The 21,684-nt window shown below is 51.7% G+C and carries 23 protein-coding genes; 17 read left to right on the forward strand and 6 right to left on the reverse strand.

Features of this window, described 5'->3' with window-relative positions:
• Positions 1 to 13: 13 nt before the first annotated feature.
• The 12 genes from OEZ10_09875 (at position 14) to OEZ10_09930 (ending at position 10,643) form a co-directional block, all read left to right on the forward strand.
• Positions 14 to 1,843 carry a hypothetical protein gene (locus OEZ10_09875; GenBank protein ID MDH5633282.1) on the forward strand — a complete coding sequence of 610 codons (1,830 nt, stop codon included), beginning with the start codon at positions 14 to 16 and terminating at the stop codon, positions 1,841 to 1,843.
• Between the two features lie 201 nt (positions 1,844 to 2,044).
• A complete protein-coding gene (locus OEZ10_09880; GenBank protein ID MDH5633283.1) occupies positions 2,045 to 2,533 on the forward strand; it encodes an FxLYD domain-containing protein in 489 nt (162 codons plus the stop codon).
• A 122-nt stretch (positions 2,534 to 2,655) separates the two neighbouring features.
• A complete protein-coding gene (locus OEZ10_09885; GenBank protein MDH5633284.1) occupies positions 2,656 to 3,135 on the forward strand; it encodes a hypothetical protein in 480 nt (159 codons plus the stop codon).
• A gap of 356 nt (positions 3,136 to 3,491) precedes the next feature.
• A complete protein-coding gene (locus OEZ10_09890; GenBank protein MDH5633285.1) occupies positions 3,492 to 4,304 on the forward strand; it encodes a hypothetical protein in 813 nt (270 codons plus the stop codon).
• 538 nt (positions 4,305 to 4,842) lie between these two features.
• The gene (locus tag OEZ10_09895) at positions 4,843 to 5,607 is read left to right on the forward strand and encodes a class I SAM-dependent methyltransferase (protein MDH5633286.1); all 765 of its coding nucleotides are present in this window, start codon (positions 4,843 to 4,845) and stop codon (positions 5,605 to 5,607) included.
• Between the two features lie 131 nt (positions 5,608 to 5,738).
• Entirely contained in the window at positions 5,739 to 6,608 is an 870-nt protein-coding gene (locus OEZ10_09900) for an alpha/beta fold hydrolase (protein MDH5633287.1), read from the forward strand.
• Between the two features lie 63 nt (positions 6,609 to 6,671).
• Positions 6,672 to 7,430, forward strand: coding sequence for a class I SAM-dependent methyltransferase (locus OEZ10_09905; GenBank protein MDH5633288.1), 759 nt, complete (start codon positions 6,672 to 6,674; stop codon positions 7,428 to 7,430).
• 75 nt (positions 7,431 to 7,505) lie between these two features.
• A complete protein-coding gene (locus OEZ10_09910) occupies positions 7,506 to 8,057 on the forward strand; it encodes a GNAT family N-acetyltransferase (GenBank protein ID MDH5633289.1) in 552 nt (183 codons plus the stop codon).
• 15 nt (positions 8,058 to 8,072) lie between these two features.
• Positions 8,073 to 8,423, forward strand: coding sequence for a DMT family protein (locus OEZ10_09915; protein ID MDH5633290.1), 351 nt, complete (start codon positions 8,073 to 8,075; stop codon positions 8,421 to 8,423).
• A 653-nt stretch (positions 8,424 to 9,076) separates the two neighbouring features.
• The gene (locus OEZ10_09920; GenBank protein MDH5633291.1) at positions 9,077 to 9,448 is read left to right on the forward strand and encodes a hypothetical protein; all 372 of its coding nucleotides are present in this window, start codon (positions 9,077 to 9,079) and stop codon (positions 9,446 to 9,448) included.
• Positions 9,449 to 9,802: 354 nt separating this feature from the next.
• Entirely contained in the window at positions 9,803 to 10,318 is a 516-nt protein-coding gene (locus OEZ10_09925) for a hypothetical protein (protein ID MDH5633292.1), read from the forward strand.
• 34 nt (positions 10,319 to 10,352) lie between these two features.
• Complete coding sequence (locus tag OEZ10_09930; protein MDH5633293.1) at positions 10,353 to 10,643, forward strand: DUF167 domain-containing protein; 291 nt, start codon at positions 10,353 to 10,355, stop codon at positions 10,641 to 10,643.
• A 20-nt stretch (positions 10,644 to 10,663) separates the two neighbouring features.
• Here the strand turns inward: OEZ10_09930 and OEZ10_09935 are convergent, their stop codons facing one another.
• Positions 10,664 to 11,128: a GNAT family N-acetyltransferase gene (locus OEZ10_09935; GenBank protein MDH5633294.1), complete on the reverse strand. Its 465-nt coding sequence runs from the start codon at positions 11,126 to 11,128 to the stop codon at positions 10,664 to 10,666.
• A 99-nt stretch (positions 11,129 to 11,227) separates the two neighbouring features.
• On the opposite strand from OEZ10_09935, the gene OEZ10_09940 reads away from it, so the two are divergent.
• From OEZ10_09940 to OEZ10_09950, 3 genes are read left to right on the forward strand one after another with little or no spacing between them, the layout of a single operon-like run.
• Complete coding sequence (locus OEZ10_09940; GenBank protein ID MDH5633295.1) at positions 11,228 to 12,634, forward strand: 2Fe-2S iron-sulfur cluster-binding protein; 1,407 nt, start codon at positions 11,228 to 11,230, stop codon at positions 12,632 to 12,634.
• Between the two features lie 4 nt (positions 12,635 to 12,638).
• Complete coding sequence (locus OEZ10_09945) at positions 12,639 to 13,217, forward strand: hypothetical protein (GenBank protein ID MDH5633296.1); 579 nt, start codon at positions 12,639 to 12,641, stop codon at positions 13,215 to 13,217.
• Positions 13,217 to 14,239, forward strand: a complete 1,023-nt coding sequence (locus tag OEZ10_09950) for a class III cytochrome C family protein (GenBank protein MDH5633297.1) — start codon at positions 13,217 to 13,219, stop codon at positions 14,237 to 14,239. The genes OEZ10_09945 and OEZ10_09950 overlap by 1 nt, the downstream gene beginning before the upstream one ends.
• Positions 14,240 to 14,283: 44 nt before the next feature.
• On the opposite strand, the gene OEZ10_09955 is transcribed toward OEZ10_09950, so the two are convergent.
• The 5 genes from OEZ10_09955 to OEZ10_09975 form a co-directional block, all read right to left on the reverse strand.
• Positions 14,284 to 14,724 carry a spore coat U domain-containing protein gene (locus OEZ10_09955; GenBank protein ID MDH5633298.1) on the reverse strand — a complete coding sequence of 147 codons (441 nt, stop codon included), beginning with the start codon at positions 14,722 to 14,724 and terminating at the stop codon, positions 14,284 to 14,286.
• Complete coding sequence (locus OEZ10_09960; protein MDH5633299.1) at positions 14,711 to 16,948, reverse strand: fimbria/pilus outer membrane usher protein; 2,238 nt, start codon at positions 16,946 to 16,948, stop codon at positions 14,711 to 14,713. The genes OEZ10_09955 and OEZ10_09960 overlap by 14 nt, the downstream gene beginning before the upstream one ends.
• A 147-nt stretch (positions 16,949 to 17,095) precedes the next feature.
• On the reverse strand, positions 17,096 to 18,001 hold the full coding sequence (locus OEZ10_09965; protein MDH5633300.1) for a fimbria/pilus periplasmic chaperone: 906 nt from the start codon (positions 17,999 to 18,001) through the stop codon (positions 17,096 to 17,098).
• Positions 18,002 to 18,087: 86 nt separating this feature from the next.
• Positions 18,088 to 18,597, reverse strand: a complete 510-nt coding sequence (locus tag OEZ10_09970; GenBank protein MDH5633301.1) for a spore coat U domain-containing protein — start codon at positions 18,595 to 18,597, stop codon at positions 18,088 to 18,090.
• Positions 18,598 to 18,813: 216 nt separating this feature from the next.
• Positions 18,814 to 19,851 (reverse strand): hypothetical protein, encoded by a 1,038-nt coding sequence (locus OEZ10_09975; GenBank protein MDH5633302.1) that lies wholly within the window; start codon positions 19,849 to 19,851, stop codon positions 18,814 to 18,816.
• A 264-nt stretch (positions 19,852 to 20,115) separates the two neighbouring features.
• On the opposite strand from OEZ10_09975, the gene OEZ10_09980 reads away from it, so the two are divergent.
• A complete protein-coding gene (locus OEZ10_09980; GenBank protein ID MDH5633303.1) occupies positions 20,116 to 20,619 on the forward strand; it encodes a DUF4442 domain-containing protein in 504 nt (167 codons plus the stop codon).
• Positions 20,612 to 21,595 (forward strand): nitronate monooxygenase, encoded by a 984-nt coding sequence (locus OEZ10_09985; GenBank protein MDH5633304.1) that lies wholly within the window; start codon positions 20,612 to 20,614, stop codon positions 21,593 to 21,595. Before OEZ10_09980 ends, OEZ10_09985 begins: the two co-directional genes overlap by 8 nt.
• Positions 21,596 to 21,684: the final 89 nt, after the last annotated feature.

Here is a 21,684-nt window from a genome sequence, read left to right on the forward strand (position 1 = left end):
CGGGAAGGGTGAAATGAATACCAGAAAGTTATCGATCGTAGCAGTATGGGGCGTGATTCTTGGCTATGCCTTTGGCTCGTTCTATTACGCGTTTGCGTTCCCCAATTTCAATGCGTACTTGATGGATCTTGCTCAATACAATCAAGTAAACATGCTACCTGTATTTCCATCATTGCCAACACAGCTGAATGAGCCGATCATTTATCTATGTTGCGCGATACTTTGGTACTTTGGAGCGTTGCGTATCAACCCGGAATTGGGTGCGATCAGGTTCAATAATATCGCGCAACAGTGGAAGCCATCCCTTGTGCTTGTTTTGTCCGGGTTGGCAATTTTTCTGGCCATCGTGAATTACCCCGGCAGACCCAGTATTACAGGACTGTCCGAGTTTGTTTTAATGATAGTGATATGCTGGGTGCTGTTGGCCTCCGTACGGAAGGAGGCGCCCGAGTGGGGTGTTAACAAGTCTTCGTTCCTTTACCTGGGCAATACTGCGACTTTGGGAGTGTTATTCGCCGGGTTTTTGATTGGCGCAATTGCCGTAATTCAAAAAATTTCCGCGTTATACTTTACTGTTCTTGTTGAAGCTTTCGACAGCTCATTTGAAACCAGCCCGTTTGGCTGGAACGGCATCTATGTTGGTTTCATGCTCGTCTTCACCATATCCGTGGTTGTGGCGATCGAATTTGCCGGTGTTTTCCGGCCGGGAGGCTATTCACTGCGTCAGCGCGGCCGGGAAGCGAAGTTTGGCTTGGCCGTTCTCGGCTTTATTGCTGTGTTAATGTTGGCGATATCGCCTTATGCCACCAGCACGCTTCATGTCTCCAGGGCGGATCTCGCGGAGGCGGCATCACTGGAAGAGACCAGGCCGATGGAATACACCTTGCTGCGGTTTTGTGGCGACGACGAGTGCTCGCAGCCATATGAATCCGGGCTCAAAACAAAAGGATCGGTGATCCAGACAGGTATGTGGACTCGCCACGTGGAGGGGGCAACCGGATTTGGTGTGAGAGCTCAACGCGCACCGCTGAATACCAGTGTACCTGCGCAACTTGAACAGTTTGTACTTAACGATGGCAGGCGTAGCATTTTTCGTAACAGCGCCATTGGCCTGGTTTCTGCCGTTCAACTGTCACTGTGGCAACCTTACGAGGCTTTTCATTCATTGGATAATCTTGAACGGAAGGGAGGGTTACCTTACGGGTTGCCGCTGTTTCTGCGTATGCAGCATGTGAGCTGGCTGGGCAAGGCGGCGCCGATCACCGACAAGAATCGCCAGGATGTCATGGCGTTTTCTGATTCCAGCCGGTTTCATGTCGGTGGGGCTGGTGCAAAGCTGCTTGCTGACGCCTGGCTCAGGTTTGGCAACAAGGAGCGGGCAGCCGAGTTATACAATATCGCCCGTAACACGGCGAAGTATTCGTTGGAGATTTCCGACAATCCTGCGGTACCGGCGATGAACAACGGACAAATTCATGGAACGATCAGCGCCACTGACATGTTAGCGAAAGGCGTGCGTATTGGCTTGTTTGTTACTGGTCAAAAAAGACTGCGCAACGGCAAGAAAGCCGACTCCGAACCGGCCAAGCTAAAATCCGTAATACCTTATCCTGATATGTCCTCTCATCTTGTTGACAGCCAGGAGCTCGCGGAAGACGGCCGTTTCCGATTCACGCACCTGCCTGAAGGCAGCTACGCACTGGCGCTGCTGGTACCTGCCGATGTTCTGGCTTCAGACGCTGTTCTGGATGGCAACGTGCCCGGCATTATTCGCCTGGAAGCCAAAAGACCGGTTCTTGATCTTGGCGGCATGCGTTTGCAAAAAAGAAACCCGGATGACTAGAATGTTTTCAAACACTGGAACAAGCGGGCTGAGCGGGTCGGACCAGCGTAAGCTTATGTTTCTCTGTTTAAAACCATTCAATTAAACAAACGGGGTCTAAACAATCGGGATCAGATCACAGTTTTCTCTAATGCAGGAGTTATTTCTGATCCCAGACCGGTTTCGTGCAGCTGGTCGGTTTTTTCTGAGCGGAGGTGTTCAATGAATGAATGGGGAAAATGGCAGTTAATCAAGGCCGGGTTCTGGCTTGGCATTGGTTTTATTGTTCCTTCAGCAGCGGTCCTGCTGGCGACCACTGTTGGCAGTGTGTGGATAATGCCGACAGCAATGGAGGCTTCCGGCTGGATGGGTGGTGAGGATGCAACGGATATGACCGAAGATTTTCGGTCACGATACGACAAGAGTGATCAAGTCAGGATTGTCTCCTATCGCGAGACCAGGACCGGGAACCGCTTGCTGGTCTTGGGCGAGATTGAAAATGCAGGCAAGGGCAATGTGACGTCGGTCCACCTGGAAGCAGAGCTGAAGGACAAGAATGGAAAGTTTGTCTATGAGTGTTCGGACTACATCAACCGGAAGCTGGCGTCCGGTGATAAAGAGAACTTCCAGATCAGTTGTGGCTGTGGCAGTAACCCGTTACCTGAGTACGCGACAGTAGATGTTCGGGTGGTGAGTGCCAACAGTTTTTAGAAATAGTCTGGTCGATATATCAGCGGTATCCGACTGGTTCATTGGCCGTAATCCGGCCATGGAATATTTAATATATATTGGCTAATTTCATTATGAAAATAACAATGTTGAGAGGAGTGGGTATGACCATGGGATTGCGAGTTATTTCATTGATGGCCCTTCTATTTATTGGCGGAATGACTGCATCATGCAGTGAGAAAGACGATGTGGAGTATAATGGAGCGAAATACAATGTTGGTGTTTTATGGGATTTTTATAGCAATGATTTGATGATTCATATTATCCAAAGAGAGACTTATGAATGTTATAACTATCAAATACGTCACAATATTCGATCAAATGGCTCATTTTACGAAATAGATCTTGGAGGATCGTATTTTTCGGGTGGTGCATGCTGGTTCATGATGGGGCCTGCGCACATAACGGTTCCACTGGGCCCATTACCGGATGGAGACTATGTATTCCAGTTTACGAACAATGGATATGGAAATCCTTACTATATGGATACGTATCAGGTTAACATTCAGGGAGATACAATTACTACAACCCCTGCATTCGGCGAATTTACATACGCGATGTATCCAGTCTTTGCCAGGCCGTAATAAAAGGTAACGAATGGGGCGGGATTGGTGAATGGCGGGTATCAAACGTAATAAAAAGGAACGGAGGGATTAAGCGTTAAGCAGCTGGAATGCTGCCCATTTTTTAATCCCGCCGTCCCCATTAGCTCCCCCATTAGTTTCGGGAGGCGCACGAAACAGGCTCTCTTTTTATCCCCAGATAATCGCTAAAAAGCGCCATATTCCGCCACTTTTCCCTGAAATCGGCGTAAATCTGGAACATTTCCAGACGAATCAAATAGTCGAGACAGCAAAATACATGCTGCTATACTCTGGGTTGTGCAACAGGGTTGTACCAAAAATTACATAAATTCAATAACTTGCTGAGGCTGGGTCACATGAGTAACCGTACCAAATATATCGCACTATCCATCGCCTGTGTTGTTGCAGGCCTGATCTACGCGGGCATGAGCTATATGCCCTCCGCTGAGCAGAAGGCTGCTGAAGCGCTATACGGGTCTGACCCCAACAAAATATTTGGCAAGGTGACAGAAATCATTGATGTTACCGGTTATACCTATGCCGAGATTGATACCGGCGATAACAAGGTATGGGCGGCAGGTCCGACTACGCCATTAAAAAAGGGTGACATTGTCGCCATTACAAAAGAAATGGTGATGGAAAATTATCAGAGTAAAACCCTGGGGCGCAGCTTTCCCATGATTTATTTTGTCGGCCAATACATTACTGATGCAAAGGCAGATGCAGGTACATCATCCGCACCAGCAGCTGCACCAGCACCAGCACCAGCAGCAGCATCCGCAGCCGCAGCCGCAGCCGCAGCCGCAGCCGCAGCCGCACCGGCATCACCGCATGCCAATATCAATCAGCCGGCGACGACACCTGTTAAAGGCGTTAACAAGCTTGATGGCGGCCGTACTATTGCCGATATTATTGCTGGTAAAAAAGGTCTCAACGGTAAAACAGTACGCTTGCGTGGCAAGGTTACCAAGTTTTCTTCCAACATCATGGGCAAGAACTGGGTACACGTTCAGGACAGCAGTACCCTTGATGATTTGACTGTTACTACCAAAAACAACGTGACAGTAGGCGATGTTGTTATTGTTGAGGGAAAACTTGAGCTGGATAAGGATTATGGCTACGGTTACTTGTACCCGATTATTGTTGAGAATGCAGTGATTACCAAGTAGTTGTTTTTGCATAACGCGCGCAAAAGGTGGCGGAGAGATTAAGTATTCAGAAAAGAGGTCAGCATCCTTTCTGTCACCGAAAGGATGCTGGCCCGATTCGCCAAGCGCTTAGTGCCGCTGAGCGCGCTGAGCGGGTCGGACCTGAGCGCGCTGAGCGGGTCGGACCGGCGCAAGCTCCTGTTTATCTGTTAAAAACCATTCCAAAACGAGCAATGTGTTGGCTTAAAAGGTGTGTTTCGTACACAAAATACCGCCTCTAAGCTGAACTTGGCTGTGCAGCGCTTCGGCAGGCGTGTCTGCAATCATGTTGAAAAATCCACCCCGGTAAGCCAGACCACCCATTTTGACGTTGAAATAGCACGTTTAAGCGGAAAATAGGCCATGTTTTTTTCAAATAAATCATTTATATTAAGAAGTTAGACAGGTCCGACCCCACAAGACCCGCATTACTCACGTTTAGCACAGACATATAGTGATGCGGCTTCGTCGATAGATCGTTCAGATTAAATTCAGGTTAAAGAAGGCAGAATAGCAACCAATGACTACAACCTACAACACCACGAAAGCCGCGCACGGGTATGACAAGGCGCGCGCTATCCCTGCCGGCAGCATTAGGCAGTGGATGGATTTTCTGCTGGTGTCGATCAACAGGGATGCGGTTGATTCGGTGATTGACCTGGGTTGTGGCACCGGTCGGTTCAGTCGAAGCCTGGCGGAGTCATACCAGTGTCCGGTGCTGGCAATAGACCCGTCTGAGCCGATGCTGGAGCAAGGCAGGCAATCAGCATCGGCCGGGCTGGATATTACCTGGTTGGCGGGCTCCACGGAGGCGATTCCTGCAAGTGATTATTCGACTGACCTCGTCTGGATGTCGCAGGTATTTCACCATATAGACAACACCGACACGGCTTTTGCCGAAATCAACCGGGTACTGACGCCAACGGGCTACCTGGCTATTCGAAATGGTGTGATTGATCACCTGGATGACATGCCTTGGTTTCAATGTTTCCCCGAGGCAGAGGCAATAGAGCGAAGTCGACTCATGACGCAGGAACAAATAGTCTCCCTGGTCTGTAGTTTTGGCTTCCGGCCTTGCTCCCGGGTACGACACTATCAATACTCGTCCAGTAATTACCGGGAACACGCCGACAAGATTAGCGCCAGGGGATTGTCGTCGTTGATCGCCATTAGTGATGAGGCTTTCGAGCGCGGAGTTGAGCGATTGCGAGCCTGGGTAGCGGAACGACCCGAAACAGAGCCGGTATACGAGCCGGCGGATTTGCTGCTATTTCAGAAACTGTGAAGCTAACGAGCATTTGAAATCGTATTGTCGAGCAATACAGTCTGACGGCGATTGCCCTGAAACCGGAGGTTTCGGCTCCCAGGCATCGGTTATAGAATGTGCAAACGATTTCGTAATGGAGAAAAACAATAATGCAACGGAAACCGGTTGAATTCACATCGGCAGATGAAACCATTGTCGGGGAGCTGTACCTGCCGGACGGCGAGGTGACTAATGCGCCCGCGATCGTGCTGTGTCACGGTTTTGCCGGGGTGAAGGAGTTGTTGTTGCCGGCGTTCGCGGAGTATTTCGCCAGCGCGGGTTTTGTGGCGCTGGCGTTTGATTACCGGGGCTTTGGCGGCAGTGGTGGTGAGCCAGGTCGGCTGGTGCCCGCGCTCCAGGTCGAAGACATCAGGAACGCGGTGTCGTTTGTTTCCGGCCTCGACGAGGTGGATGCCGGTCGCATCGGGCTTTGGGGTACATCATTTGGTGGCGCCAACGCCATTGTTACCGCGGCCGAAGATGACCGCGTGAAGGCGTTGTCGGTGCAGCTGACCTTTGCCGATGGTGAGCGGGTGATTACATCGGCCATGAGTGAGGAAGAAAAAGCCAAGTTCCTGGCGATGATTGAAAAGATGGAGCAGAAGAAGCAGGCCACCGGCAAGGAAATGATGGTACCCATTGTCAAGGTTTTGAGCGATGAGCAGTCCAGGGCATTCTATGATGAGTATGCCGGTCAGTTTGACGCGCTCAATATCAAGATACCGTTCCTGACGGTTGCCGAGACCCTGAAGCTGAAACCGATCAATGCACTGCCTGACGTGAAGGTGCCAATCCTGGTTGTTGCAGCCACGGACGACAGTGTTAACCCGGTATCCGAATCGCACGCACTTTTTGAAGCGGCGAACGAGCCCAAGGAACTGCTTGAGTTGGCGGGTGCCACGCATTACGAAGTATACAAGGGCAAGCCGTTTGAGCAGGTTGCTGCCAGGCAGGTGGAGTGGTTCCGGACATATTTATAGGATGCGCATAAGCAATGGCCGTCGCCTCGCAGGCAGTCCGGCACGCGGATTAACGAATTGGACATGGACAAACATCGACAGCCTTACCGTAACTACGATGCCTTCGCCCGTGTGTATAACACGCACTGGGGGCCGAGGTATGGTGATGCGGCGATGCCCGTGCTCGAGTGCTTGCTCGGTGATCGCCTCAAGGAAGGCAAAAACATACTTGATCCATGTTGTGGCACTGGCCATGTGAGTCAGCGCCTTATCGAAGCAGGTCATGCCGTGGTCGGGATTGATGGTTCCGGCCAGCTGCTGGAGCTTGCCCGTGACAATGCGCCGACTGCTGATTTCCGTTGTGCGGATGCCAGGGATTTTTATCTCGATACACCCCAGGATATCGTGATCTGTCTTAATGACAGCTTAAACCACGTTTTATCCGTAACAGAGCTGGCGCAGGTTTTCCGGTGTGTGTTTGAGGCGTTGGCGCCGGGCGGATGTTTTCTTTTTGACCTCAACCTGGAACACAAGTACTTGTCGTGGCAGTGGAACCATTCCTTTGTCGAAGATGACCTGGTGTGCGTAATCCACGCCAATGCGGACGTATCCGCAAGAGCCGCGTCGTTCAAGGCGATCGTATTCGAACGAGCAGCGGACAATGCCTGGAGTCGGCAGGATGTTGAGCTGGACCAGACCTGGTATGACCTTGACGAGGTGACCGCCTTGCTCGAGTCTGCCGGGTTCCGGAATGTTGAATGCCTGACCCATGAGGGCAAGCCCGTGAGTTTGGAGACAGGCAAGGCGTTCTTTAGCGCATTAAAACCTGGTTCGCATGACTAGAATGGAGATCATTATCCATAGTGGCGAAGTATCCGGGGGCTGGCCGATAGGATTATTGCGCTAGATCGACAGAACATGATGCCTGTCATTGGTGAGGCTGAATTCATAAAGGTAGAGAACCTCCGCCGCAAAGGCCTGGCCAGTCACCCGACTATCATTACAGCGTGGCAGGAGAGTGAACTTGCCGGGTATCTTGAATACTGTCGAAGCTGGGATAACAAACGGGATATCTACATCGCCTCGCTACAGATTCTGCCACCGTACCGGGGCGGATGCTTGCTGGTGAAGTTGTTGCGCCAGGCAAGAACGTTATTGATGTGCGAGTCATTTGATCGCCTGGTAACGGAAGTGCAGGCAACCAATCAACAGGCGCTACGGCTGTACCAAAAACTCGGGTTCTCGATGTGTACGGGTCACGAACAAAAGAAGACCCGAAAGATTGAGGCCACGCCCGCCATATTGCAAAGCGCCCTGATTGACAGGCTTGTGGCCGGGTACGGACGCACTTGTTTGGGCCAGGAGCGCCAGTCCTGGTTTCCCGTTTCCTTTGTCCGTACTATCATTCGCACCAGATTCAATATTTGTGATACCTGCCTCGCGGGTATTCCTGTCCAGTCATTTATGTGAGGTCGAAGCTTCTGTATGAACCCGGTTCTGACATCGGTTGGTTTGCTGGTATGCAGCAATGTTTTCATGACGTTTGCCTGGTATGCACATCTTAAAGAGTTGAGCAGCAAGCCCTGGGTTGTCGCCGCGCTGGTCAGCTGGGGAATTGCCTTGTTTGAATACCTGTTCCAGGTTCCGGCCAACCGGATAGGCTACACCGCGCTCAGTGTCGGCCAGCTCAAGATTATGCAGGAGGTTATTACCTTGTCGGTGTTCGTACCGTTCTCGCTTTTCTATTTGCGCGAACCGCTGAAACTGGATTACCTGTGGGCGGGGCTGTGCCTGCTGGGAGCGGTATTTTTCATGTTTAGGGAGAAGCTGGCGTGATGAGCGAGTCTCTTTCGAGACTGGAGAGATTCTTTGCTGCCAAATGCTTTTCCGGGAATCGTCCCGCTTTCTCAGATGTTTTTGGTGTAATTCGAAAAGCGATCGCAAAGGCAGGCCTGGTAAGTAATGCAGGGGGGTTTGGTGACAATATCGCCTAAGTACTGAAATCATATGCCGCATTTTTTGCAATTTGAAAACGCATTAAGTGTTCGTTCAGGCCCAACCCGTACATTCGTTGCGGACTGATAAACGGCACGCGAGTCACTTGTACGGAAAACCGGTTTTCCAGAACACCAGGGTTGTGAGCGCTGCGGGATGCAGCGAATCGAGGCAACCACCGCTATACTGAAAAATATTCATTTAAAATAGACTGGCTAGTGATTCGCGTCCTGTTGGTGTTTGGTTCCCGTGTGTTGTAATTTCTGCAATTCGGGGTCGTCATGGTGCGATGTGTCGAACAGGAAATCTATGGATCCAGTTCGATCATTCTGATTGAAAAAGTGCAAGAATAGTTTTATTTACAATTATAAATAAAGCGGAAATAAGTGAAGGAGGAATATTGTTATAATTTGTAACAGACACCAATATGTATTATGCAGAAATTAGCAGGAGCTGTATAATTTTACGAGGTATCATGAAGTGGGTATTTTGGGGTGAAGGAATACAGAACTGATTTTTGCAGCTTTTTTCGTCACGACAACGGCATTCTGGAAATTGTTGTTGATGAAGGCATTGAGGTGGATGACAAAAAAACCCAGCAGTTTCTGGATACGATCGCCGCTATTGAACCCAAGGTCGAGCTGGCCCTGGTCAATCGAATTAACAAGTATTCCTATACATTTAAGGCCAATATGATGCTGGCTTCGGCCAGGGTCGTCCCCTACGTTGCAGTTGTTAATTACAAGAGACCTCCGTGGCCGTTGAGCGGTGTATTTTTCCCAAAATTCTATAACCTGGCGTTTTTCGGCAAGTACCAGGAAGCCGAGCAGTGGTTACTGGGAAAAACTCAAAGGAAAAGTGCCTGATTTGATCGGGATCGATCGGGTTCCGGGTCGGACCAGCGTAAGCTCCTGTTTTTCTGTTAAAAACCATTCCAAATCGAGCAGTGTGTCGGCTTAAAAGGCGTGTTTTGAGCACTAAATACCGCCTCTAAGCTGAACTTGTTTGTGCAGTGCTTCGGCATGCGTGTCTGCAATCATGCGGAAAATTTTACCCCGGTAAGTCAGACCACCCATTTTGACGTTGAAACGGCGTTTTTAAGAGGAAAATAAGCTGTATATTTTGGCTATAAATCATTTATATTAAGTAGTTAGACAGGTCCGACCCACAGGCTAGGCCATAGGTCCGACCCGGCAAGTCACGGCAAGTCAGGAGGGGGAATGAGAACGAAAACGATTCGGTTTCTAATTGGTTTAGCGGCTATTTTTCTGATGTCATGCAATGACAGCGACAATTCCGGCGTGGGCAATGGCGTGGGCAATATTGATCTGCCGGAGATTGCGTTTACGGTGGTGGAAGAAGGGTATTACAGTCAGTACGGAAACTCGGTGACTGCACCGATATTGCTGGTCTACGATAATCAGCCGGACTTTGATGCGTTTTGGGCCATGCATAAGTCAGGAGTCTATCCACCCAGTCCGGCGCCGGCAGTCGATTTTTCAGTTGATAGGGTGCTGGTGGTGATGGACAGCATAGAAGGTTCCAGCGGCTACACTTTAACCATTCAGAGAATTGTCGATTCCGGCAGCATACTGTCAGTTTACGCCAGCAAGGTCATTCCAGGCAGTGGTTGCTTTGCATTAACTATATTGACCCAGCCTTACCAGATAGTGACGATTCCGACAACCAGCCAGGCAATCAGTTTCAATCTGATCCAGACGATACGCAGCTGTTGACAGCTGGCACTGATGCTCAGCGGTAAGTTGCTTAATGCCTGAACTTCGCGCCGTGCTGAAAGTCAAAGTCGTGCCGGGTTCATCAAAAGACGCCATAGTCGGCTGGATGGGCGATGAATTGCGCATCAAGGTGATGGCACCTCCCGAGAAGGGCAAGGCCAACCAGGCGGTTATCAGGTTGTTGGCCAAGGCGTTGAAGCTGTCGCGAGACAGCATACAAATTGTTTCCGGCGAAACATCGCCGCACAAGCAGGTTGAGATTACCGGCCTGTCATTGGACGCGGTTTTCCTGGCGCTCGGGACCGGGCCGGGAACTGATTCATAAACACAAGCCAGTGCTGCTGATCAGGATCTGAAGATTTGTTTCGGCCCCCGCGGTTGTTTATTTGACCACTGTTCTTCGTAATCACCCTGGCTGAATTCATCAATAATGCGACGCCAGAAATGCTGTGCGGGCAGGTTCAGTTCCTGCTGGGCGATATGCCATTCGCCCGGAAACATGCGAAATAGTTGATGGGCGACTGCCCGGCCAGCACCACGTTTTCGGCAGCTTCTCACGATAAAGAACTCGGCGATGGAGTAGCAGTCCGGACCCAGTTCCCGCACCAGCGCAAAGCCGGCAACCTTGCCGTTGATCAGCACGGTAAAGGGATGGCGGTCGGTATCCGTCCAGTAGCAATCGAAATACGGGTCCGTGCCAAAACGCCCCGAGTCATCCGGCATGGCGTCATCGAAGATACTCAAGTCATGGCGATACAATTCCACCAGGTTCCGCAGTACATGTTTTTTCGCTTCCGGGGTGATCTGCACGTCGATGTTTATGGCATATTCCTTCCGGCTTTGCAGCTGCCCGGGTAACCGATATTCGCGATTTTCCGGTTCGGCATTGTAGCGGAAATAACCTACCCTGTGTGGCGACCAAAGGGTGACGAGCCTGGGTCACAGGATAAGTTGTCGCGTATCGAACGTTTGCCCGATGCATTCGGATGCCGAGCAAGGCAATCTCTCGATGGTTGCTGCACTATTGCAGCGGCACTGATCGTTCACCCGGGGATTGCTGCAGCCATGACGACCCTGAAACTTTTCCTGGCGATTCTCCTGGCCGTATTTGGGCAACTGGCTGTATTTGGCCTGGTGTTGCTGGTACGGCGCTGGCAGGTGTACCGTCAGCTGAAGCAGCAATGCTATGGCGCGGTTCCTGCTGCGACACTGGTATCAACAACGTCCTGGCAGGACTGGCGACCCCTGCGCGTGCAACGCAAGGTTTTTGAGGATGCGGCGCATTCAGTTTGTTCGTTCTATCTCGAGCCGGCAGATGACTATTCCTTGCCCGCCTATCGACCGGGGCAGTACCTGACCTTCCGGTTTTCCGTTGCTGTTCCGGCTGCAGGCTCTGTTGCAACTGAGATGCGCCCGGCCATACGCTGCTATTCGCTTTCTGACAAACCTGGTCAGCGCTACTACCGAATCACGGTAAAGAAAGTTCAGCCCGCCGGCCTGGTGTCCGGCCATTTACACGACCAGGTCAGTGAAGGCGACATGCTCGAGGTAAAATCCCCGGCCGGGCACTTTTACTGGTCACCGGAAGTGGAGGAGCCCATTGTGTTGATTGCAGGCGGCATTGGTATTACGCCGGTATTAAGCATGTTGTATTCGCTGCTGGAACATGATCCGGATCATGAAACCTGGTTTTTTTATGGCGTGCGTAATGGTGCGGAGCACTTGTTCAAGTCGGAATTGCAGGATCTGGCTGTATCCCATCCCAGCCTGAAACTGAAAGTATGTTACAGCCGCGCTGATGAGACCGATGTGCGTGACCGGGATTATCAATTTGACGGGCGGGTGGACATCAGCTTGTTGCGCCAGGTGCTGCCACTGAAGTCATTCCGATTTTATATCTGTGGGCCGAAAGCAATGATGGAAAGCCTGGTGCCGGCCCTGGAAAGTTGGGGTGTGCCTGATCATCAAGTGCATTACGAGGCCTTTGGCCCGGCCACGATTAATCGACCATCCTCTACCCGGAGTATTGCCAGCAGTGTTGCTGCTGAAAAGGCCGGAAAAGCCCTGACTGTCCGCTTCAGTCAATCCGGCAAGCTGGTGCAATGGGATGACCGTTATTCCAGCTTGCTTGAGTTGGCGGAGCGCAATGGCATCAAGCCGGATTTTGGTTGCCGTGCAGGAAGTTGTGGCAGTTGCCAGACAGTTATCGAATCCGGAGAAGTGCATTACAACCAGGAGCCTGATGCCGATGTACCGGCAGGCGCCTGCCTGTTATGCATCAGTCGACCGGAAACCGACCTGACGCTGGCGGGGTAGCAACATGATGCGCTCACTGATGCTTCGCGAAGTGCTGCCGTTCCTGTTCATGCTGAGCATGCTGTTTGTCGGTATTATCGCAGTTGATCAATTGTTGCATGTGCTGGACCTGGTCTGGGTGGGACGCTACCTGGGGATTCCAGGGGTGTTGCTGATCCTGTTGGCGTTTATGTATTCGTTGCGAAAACGACGCATCATAACGCTTGGCAAGGCATCATCATGGTTGCGCGCACACGAAGCCATGACCTGGACCGGCTCATTGCTCATCCTGGTACATGCCGGCGTGCATTTCAACGCAGTACTGCCGTGGCTGGCAACCCTGGTCATGACCGTCAATGTCATCAGCGGTCTTGTTGGCAAGTTTCTTCTTGATCGTTCGCGACGCGAGCTGGAGGCCAGGAAGAGTGCGATGACAGGTCGTGGCATGAGTGAAGCGGATATTGAGCGCACGCTGTTCTGGGACGCGGTAACGCTCGAGCTGATGAAAAAATGGCGCGCCGTGCATTTCCCCATCACCCTGGCATTTGTGGTACTGGCGCTGGGTCACATCATCAGTATCTTTCTGTTCTGGCAGTGGCGCTGATGAAACCGGTAACCATAATTATCTGGCTCAATCTTGCTGCCATCGCGGTACTGGTGATGGTGTACCCGCAGTTGATGATCAGTCCCGGCGCATTGCTGGAGGGCCATGCTGATTTGACCGGGGACTGTTTTGCCTGTCATACACCGTTTCTGCGCAGCGCCCCGGAAAACTGCATCGCCTGCCACAAGCTTGACGACATTGGTATACGGACAACGACAGGCAAAAAGATTGAGAAAAAACCAGGACAGGTACCGTTTCACCAGCGGCTGATGGAATCGGATTGCGTTGCCTGTCACAGTGATCACCAGGGCGTGAAAGTGTATCGCTTGATCCACCGGTTCTCGCATGACCTGTTAAAGGAATCGGGACGTGAGCAATGCAAGGCCTGTCATGACAAGCCCGATGATACCTTGCATCAGCCAATTACCATGAACTGTAATGCCTGCCATGAAACCGGAAAGTGGACACCGGCGGCATTTGATCATAACCGTTATTTCACGCAATCAGGGAGCCGTGATTGCCTGGATTGCCATAAACCGTATGATGATCGCCTGCACCGAAACAGTCGCGCTGCCTGTGACAGTTGCCACACTACACGCGAATGGGTGCCGGCAAAGTTTGATCATCGAAGTTACTTCAGTGCTACCAATGACAGGCTGTGTTCCGGTTGTCATGCCACGCTTGACGACAGGCTTCATCGTCAATTACGGGGAAGCTGCGACAGTTGTCATACTATCGAGGCATGGAAGCCGGCGACGTTCGACCACGACGACTACTTCCGGTTTGACCGGCACCATGATACGGAGTGTGAAACCTGTCATACGGGTCACGATTACAGTAAATACACATGTTATGGCTGTCATGAGCACAGTCCTGCCGGGGTGAGGGAGGAGCACATGGAGGAGGGTATTCGTGATTTTAGCCAGTGTACAGAATGTCATCGTAGTGGCGATGAGCATGAAGCGGAGCGAATCTGGAAGCAGAAGCGCGGCTTGTCCTCCGGAACAAAGTACGATGACTGATGCCGGCTGACTGGTACCAGGAGCGTGGTCCCTGGCCCGGGATTTTACCACTCAATAGTGATGACTATTTGATCATTGAACAGGCCCGGTATCGCTTTTTGTTCTGCCGGGATGATCCCGTAGACAGTGTGACGATTGATCATCTGGCCACTGACGCCGGACATGGCTGTGCTTCCGGATGTACCATCACCCCAGATACGTGTTCCGGCGGCATCCTGGTACAGGTTGTAGCGAAGAGTATCCTTGTCGCTCTTTAATGTGCGATTAAACCCGTTTGCGAACAGGCCGGCATCAAGTGATATGTTATAGGGAATACCGGGTACGTCACAGCTGACATTTATGAATGTAGTGGTGCGTAGTGGTGTCGGGCTTAATATGTCATAACTGCCAAAGCGGACCGGGGCGATGGCCATGTCGCAGTCCTGGGCCATGACGTTGGCAGCAAGGATTGCCGGTAACAGTGCGATCAGGTTATTGTGCTTCACAGTACACCTCGTCAAGATAGACCATCATTTCCTCTGATTCCGGAATGGCAAGCGAAAACCGGCATTCCCTGTTCTTGCTGTATAACCTGGCCTTGTATGTTCCAGGCGCAAGGTTCTCCATGTAGAACTCGCCACCCTTGCCAAGAATCGTTCGAATTACAGACTGGTGAAGCGACAATTCAAGACCCCAGTATTCAGCCGGGGTTCGGCTCGCGCCTGAAAGTACATATGCGTGTCCTGTAAACCCCTGGATACGATTGATAAAAAACGGTGCAATACCACCACCCCGGTATGGAACAAATACGTGTTGCTTGAGATTCTTGATGCTGTAATTGACCGGAATATCCCTGTCATTTATGGAAATTTCGTTATGGTAGTAGGATATCAGCCCCGGTACGATGGCTTCGCCATCACGATTGGTAACAGCAACCGGCTGATTATTGTGCTTGATTCCAACACCGGGCAGTTTGCCTACGCGTACAAGGGCGAAGCTGTCGAGGATGGGGCGGCTAAGGTACAGTGATGAGTTGATCAGGGAAATGGCGCCGGCGATTCCGGCTTCATGCCGTTTTTGCAGACCATCATCCTGGTAGCGCGCATTATATTCTGCGTGGCTGCCATGGTAGAACAGTTGTGCATTGTATTTATCCAGGCGATCCTGTTCCTCATCATCCAGGCGGTTGGCGCTGAGCCGGTAACCGATCCCGCTTCCCAGTGGCGTATTTTGATTTAGGTGTATTGCCCTGGCCCGGTTGCCTTCAGTTGACCCGTACTGCACTGCCCCGGTTTTTCCCGTGCCCAGGGAAAGAGTCAGGCCGGCGAATATTCCCCTTTCTATATCCGTAGACCGGGTTCGGGTGCTGCGCAGATGAAAAGACAATGATTTCGACAGCTTGCGTGTATAGAACACGGTCGTACGTGTGAAATCCTCGTCAATGTGCCGATCAACCGTGCCGCGGGTAATGGCAATAGACCCGAGTGTGTCATTCCTGTAGCCAATCCCGATCAGTTTCTCCATGCGCGAACGGTCCCGGTTTTCATCCAGGCTTAACGTGACGTATTGCCGTGACATGCCCTTGGCAAACATCCTGAGACTCAGATTGTCATGAAACAGGCTGACACCCAGCGAAGCGGCCTGCCCGGAGCTATCTTCCTTGTCACTGATTGCCAGAGAGATGTCTGTTTCACCGGAGCTGCCAAGGAGAAACTTTGCATCAATGCCGACATTCACAATATCCCGATCGACTTCTGTTCGAAAGCCCGAGGTGAAGCGGTCTGAAATACCTGTGCGATGAAACGCAACAATGGCCGGGTCAGTGTATGTGGAATCTTCGTCACCAAAGTGCACACGCTTGTAGCCGATATTGTAAGAGTATTCGTGAACCCCGGACTTGAGAAGACTGTAGGATGTATAGAAGGGTTCAGTGATAACGTGTTCACGGCCAAAGACATCACGAATCACGATTGTGATTTCACCGGAACCGGCAGAGTTGGGTGGATTGACGAACTCAAATTCACCGGGAAGCAAATGCTCCCGTTTCATAAGCAACCCGTTTATATACAGCTCGACTTCTGATGGCATTTTCAGGATTCCGGAAATACCCAGTTCCGGAGACTTGACGAAGTAAGGGTCAATTGAAAAATGTTTTGAAATACTCAGGCCACCGTACAAACCGCCGCCACCCAGTGCCCCTGAGTACGCACTGAAATCACCGAGAATAATTCGCCGCAGTTTGCCCGGGTTATCACGGGTAGCGTGGGTCATCAGTCTTATGGACTGGGTATCGTGTTCATTTTTCGCATGAAGGAATCCTGAATACAGAAATACGTTATCGAGATGTATGCCGATCTCCCAGGGCAGGGATGTGGCGGGCGCCATTCCTTCCTGCCCCAGGCTCTGAAAGCTGTAATTCAGAAACGCGCTGTTGTCATGTGTCTCGACAGGATTCAATTGCCTGGTATGGGTGAGATTGATGGTCTGTTTTTTGAATAGACCGGGTTTCGCCGATAAAATCAGGATTGCCTGCTTATTATCGATTGAGTATGTCAGCTCTGGATGCAGCGAATCAAGAGCAACCAGGCCCTGCCGGTTTTCCTGTAACCCGGGCGGCAGGTTTTCTATACCAATCTGGCCAAACAGGTCCCGGGAAAAGGAAACCTTGCCCTTGTCACTGATGTCAAAAAAGTGTTCTCCCTTGTCGGTGGAGTTTAGCTGAATTTTCATCACCACGGTGTCCGCCAAAACAGGAACAGCAGGAAGCATGGTCATCAAAAGCACATATGCAATGTTCGCCCACAGCTGAACAGTTATCCTGTGTATGGCTGTGTGGGGATACATGTCAGGAGACTCGCCGGCAATGTTATGTTCGCATCACCCTCCCGGTGTACTGGCGGTGGCCGGGTCGTGCTGCGGATCGACAGGAGCCGGGCTGATCGAAGGGGGTTTGGGCTTGACGGGGTGCGCCGGGATGGTCAAGTGTCCTCCTGGCGAGGCGATTGATGGTTTAATGGTCTTCCGTGCCGGCCAGCGACATTGTTCCGTACCGGGCATATTGACGCTAGCTTCAAGTTTTTGATCACCAGCTTCAACAGATGTCTTGATTAGCTTGCTCTTGCCGCATTGCTGTTCAGGCACCATGACGGCAAAGCTTCGGGTCTTGCCGGGCAGAACATACCAGCCTCGACCAACTGTCTCAAACATGCTCGATTGGCTGGCGTCCATGCCAGTCAGACGGATGTCACCTACTATAAAATGTGCAGTACCGGTGTTTTGGACTGAAACCCTGACTGCGCCATCGGAAAGTGTGGTGCTGACCAGTGATGCCTCAGGCGCAGCGCCCCTTGCTTTTATGAAAACCGGGACACCTATCTGCAGCGCCAGGATTAGTCTTGCTCCTTTTTCCGGGGCATCGTTTACCGGCAGTTCCGTCAGAAACAGGCGATATGAAGTTTCGACTTCCTGGTCCCTTTGTCCCTGGAATCCTACCCGTATTACCTGTTCTGAATGCTCTGCGATTGTAACGATCCTGGGAAAGAACAGGATGTCGCGGGTGTCCTCGTAAATATCCTCCCCGGTCTTGTCCTGCAACCATTTTCTGGCGTTAACCTGTATTGTCACTGGACGATCTTCATTGTTGATTATTGTCAATATCGATGTTCGGGCATCGTTATCAAAAAACAGTCGTAGTGGCAGTACGCGGAAGGAGCCGGAGTGGACAGGAACGGAGATTGTCAATCCGATAAGGACTGTAGCGGCTATCAGGAGTGTTTTTTGCATGGCTGCCCCCGTTATTATTCATTGTTCATGACTGCAGCCTGTGCAGAGTCTCTCTGCACAGGCCCTGGGTTACAGATTGTCAATGGCTAGTAGTGAACAGAAACCGTTACAGTGTCCTGATAGAAACCGGGAACCTGCATTGGCAGGAAGCTGTAGTTACTGTAGCCATAGACGATGCGAAGTTCATCCACTCCTGTGCCAACACCGGCAATACTCGTACCTTTCGTGGTGGCTGCAAAATCCTGGTCACCCCAGAAGTCATTCCAGGTGCCGATCTTGTGCAGACCGTAGATGATCAGATTGCCCAGGCCGTCGCCCATGCGGCGCTCCAGGGCATTGCTCACGTTCAACCCTCCATCCATGGCAATGTTGTAGGCAACCGTGGGTGAACAGGTCACTCTTATTGAGCCTTCAGCGGTGTTGACGGAATTGGTATGGATTCCGAAATCGACCGGGGTAGTGGATACAAGGCACAATGGCTCGACCGTGGCACTAACATCAAGTGAGCCGGTGGCCGTTCCGGCTTGTGCCGGTCCGATCAGCGCCACGCCTGTCAAGGCGACGGCGCCGGTAAACAGATGTTTGGTTAATTTCATGTTGATCTCCTTGTCAAATAGGCATTGAGCATCCGGGTAGTCCCCCGCCTGGCGACAGCTGTCCTGAATTGATTCGTCGGAGGATGCGGTAATGCTACATGACCGGGAGTTACAGATTGGTTACCGATATCGGTGCGCGTTATTGTGATTCAGCGAATGAATAACAATCATCCAGGGGCAATAATCCGGTTATTCCTGGTAACGAATACGCTGTTTTCATGAAATACGATTAAATGATTTCTGTTTCGTGCCGGTGTTTCTGCATCGGAAGCAGAATTCATCCGCTTTTCCGGTATCGCCCCTGCGGAAACTGTCATAGAGTGCTCGCAGCTCCCGGGAAGGCGAAACTCCCAGGACCGTGAAAAGCGTTTCACGACAACGATGAAATACTGCCAGCGCTTTTGCCCTGTCCCCGTTTCCCGCGTAACATAACATGAGTCCACGATACAACGATTCCGCCAGCCCGTCTGTTTCAAGTGCCGTCTCATACGTGATGATCGATTGCTCGCAATTTCCCGTGTATCGATAGTAACGACCGAGAGCGTGCAATGCCCTGATATACTTGCTCCTGAGTCTTTCCCGCATCAACAGGTCCCATGCCTGCGGTTCCTCAACCCCGAGGAACGGGCCTTTGTATAACTTGATGGCGCGTTCGAGCCTGTTAGCGACGTTCCAGTCGGAATGTTCTGTATTGAGGTTGATTGTATCTCCAATCAGGCGCTCAAATTGCCAACTGTCAATCCAGCAGAATTCCGGGCTCAGCGACAGTTTTGCATCACGGTGTTCAAGTGCGTTGATCTTGCGGAGCAGTTTCCTGAGCCGATGTAATGTTGTCGCGAGCGCCCTGTGCGCTGCGTCTCCGTCATGACCCGGCCACAGGGCATCCGAAAGGTGGGCTTCGCCCACTTCCCGGCCACCAAAAGCGACAAGTGCTTTCAACAGTTCCAGGGGTTTTTTCTTGGACTTGGTTGTGAAGTGAACCGGTTGATTGTTCAGAACAAGAGAAAATCGTCCCAGGGTATAGATTCGAACATCAAATCCCGAGCCACTGTCAACATTCTTCGGGGGATCGTAATCATGAGTCAGTACCGGTGCGAGCTTGCGATTACCGGTCAGCGGGAGACCCAAAATGACGATTTCATCGCCCGGGATGTACCTGGATTCCGGTGAGCCGTTTTTGCAGTGCTTGCGTTTTAGGGATCGTGTGGCCGAATGTCCCGGTCGGTGAGTATAATGCAAATGCGATTCAGTCATGCTGGTTGGCCCGTCTTGATTCCGGTTATTAAGGACATCGTCGCGCCAATGTGTCGTTTTGGGGAATTCCTCGGCTTCCTGCTCAGGTAATTGCCGGGTACGCCGGTCAATACAGGTTATTATGGTACTTGTGGCAATGTGCGAGAAACGGTGTACTTAATTAACATGACGAGAGTGCATGTGCTTTGACCCTAGTCAAGGAATACACGGCGACGAGGTCGGTTTATTGTTGGTCGTGATGTTGCGGGCAAGTGGAGACGGCTTATGAATAAACCGGTTGTTGCAACGCGCGCACCAGCTATCGGTGTCAGAATCCTGCAGCTATGGCAGCGGTTGTCGCCGCTACCAGGCGGTCGCTGGATGTTCAGTCGCCTGCTTGGCTGGATGGCTCCCTATACCGGAACCATAAACGCCCGTGTCCAGGATCTTGGCCCCGGGCACGCACGCGTTTCAATTGCGGACCGGCGCAAGCTACGGAACCACCTAAACAGTATTCATGCCATCGCGCTGATGAACGTTGGTGAAGTGACCACAGGGCTGGCGCTGATGGCCGGGTTGCCGGCCAATGTGCGTGCCATTATTACGGGATTATCAATGGATTATTTCAAAAAAGCGCGTGGCCCGCTGGTGGCCGAGGCGATCACGCGGCAACCTCCCGTTAACGACGAAATCGAACACGAAGTGATAGCCGATATACGTGATCAGTCGGGAGATGTCGTGGCGCGCTGCACCGCCCGGTGGCGATTGGGATTGATACCTGATGAATAATAATGATCGTCAGACAGCGCTCACGCGTCATGCCGGGGTGCAGCTGCCGCTGATTTGTGGCCCCATGTATCCGTGCAGCAACCCGGAACTGGTTGCCGCAGTTTCCGAGGCCGGTGCGCTGGGTATTGTTCAGCCCATTTCATTGACCTTTGTTCATGGTTACGGGTTTCGTGATGGTTTGCGTTATATCCGGCGACTCACCGATAAGCCTGTCGGCATGAATGCATTGATCGAGAAAACATCAAAACGTTACCATGAGCGAATGCTGCAATGGGTGGATATTGCCCTGGAAGAGGGTGTGCGGTTTTTTATCACGTCTTTGGGCAAGCCGGACTGGGTAGTAGAGCGGGTACATGCAGTTGGCGGCATCGTCTACCATGATGTAACTGAGCGCAAATGGGCTTTGAAAGGCTTGGACGGCGGCGCTGATGGATTGATTGCTGTCAACAGCCGTGCCGGAGGTCACGCTGGCGCCAGGTCAGCGGCGCAACTTTATGATGAGCTTGGCGACCTCGGGTTGCCACTGGTTTGCGCCGGTGGTATCGGTAACGAAACAGACTTTGCAGAGGCAGTGAGCCTGGGTTATGCCGGTGTGCAAATGGGGACGAGATTTATTGCCACTGTTGAATGCACGGCATCGGAAGTCTACAAGCAAGCCATAGTCCGGGCGACTGAAAACGATATTGTCCTGAGTGAGCGCGTTACCGGTGTACCTGTGGCAGTCATCAATACGCCCTTTATTAAAAAGACCGGCCTCAAGACCGGGCGACTGGCGGCGTGGCTGTTGCAAGGCAAGCGGACACGTTACCTGGTGCGCGCTGTGTATGCATTGAGATCATTGTATCGACTCAAGCATGCCTCCCTGGACAAGCAAGGCAGCGTGGAATACTGGCAGGCCGGTAAAAGTGCCGGCCATGTGCAGACTGTTGAACCAGTTGCCCGTATTATTCAGCGCTTTGCCGCGTCATGGAAATGACTGAAACCGGGAAAACTGATTGCCGGGCGCCACCGTATTTGATTTAGTGGGCGCTGCACCGACAGCCAGCTGCCGGGCAAAGACAATCA

Source organism: Gammaproteobacteria bacterium (assembly GCA_029880545.1).
Lineage (GTDB): Bacteria > Pseudomonadota > Gammaproteobacteria > Acidiferrobacterales > SZUA-150 > JAOUOD01.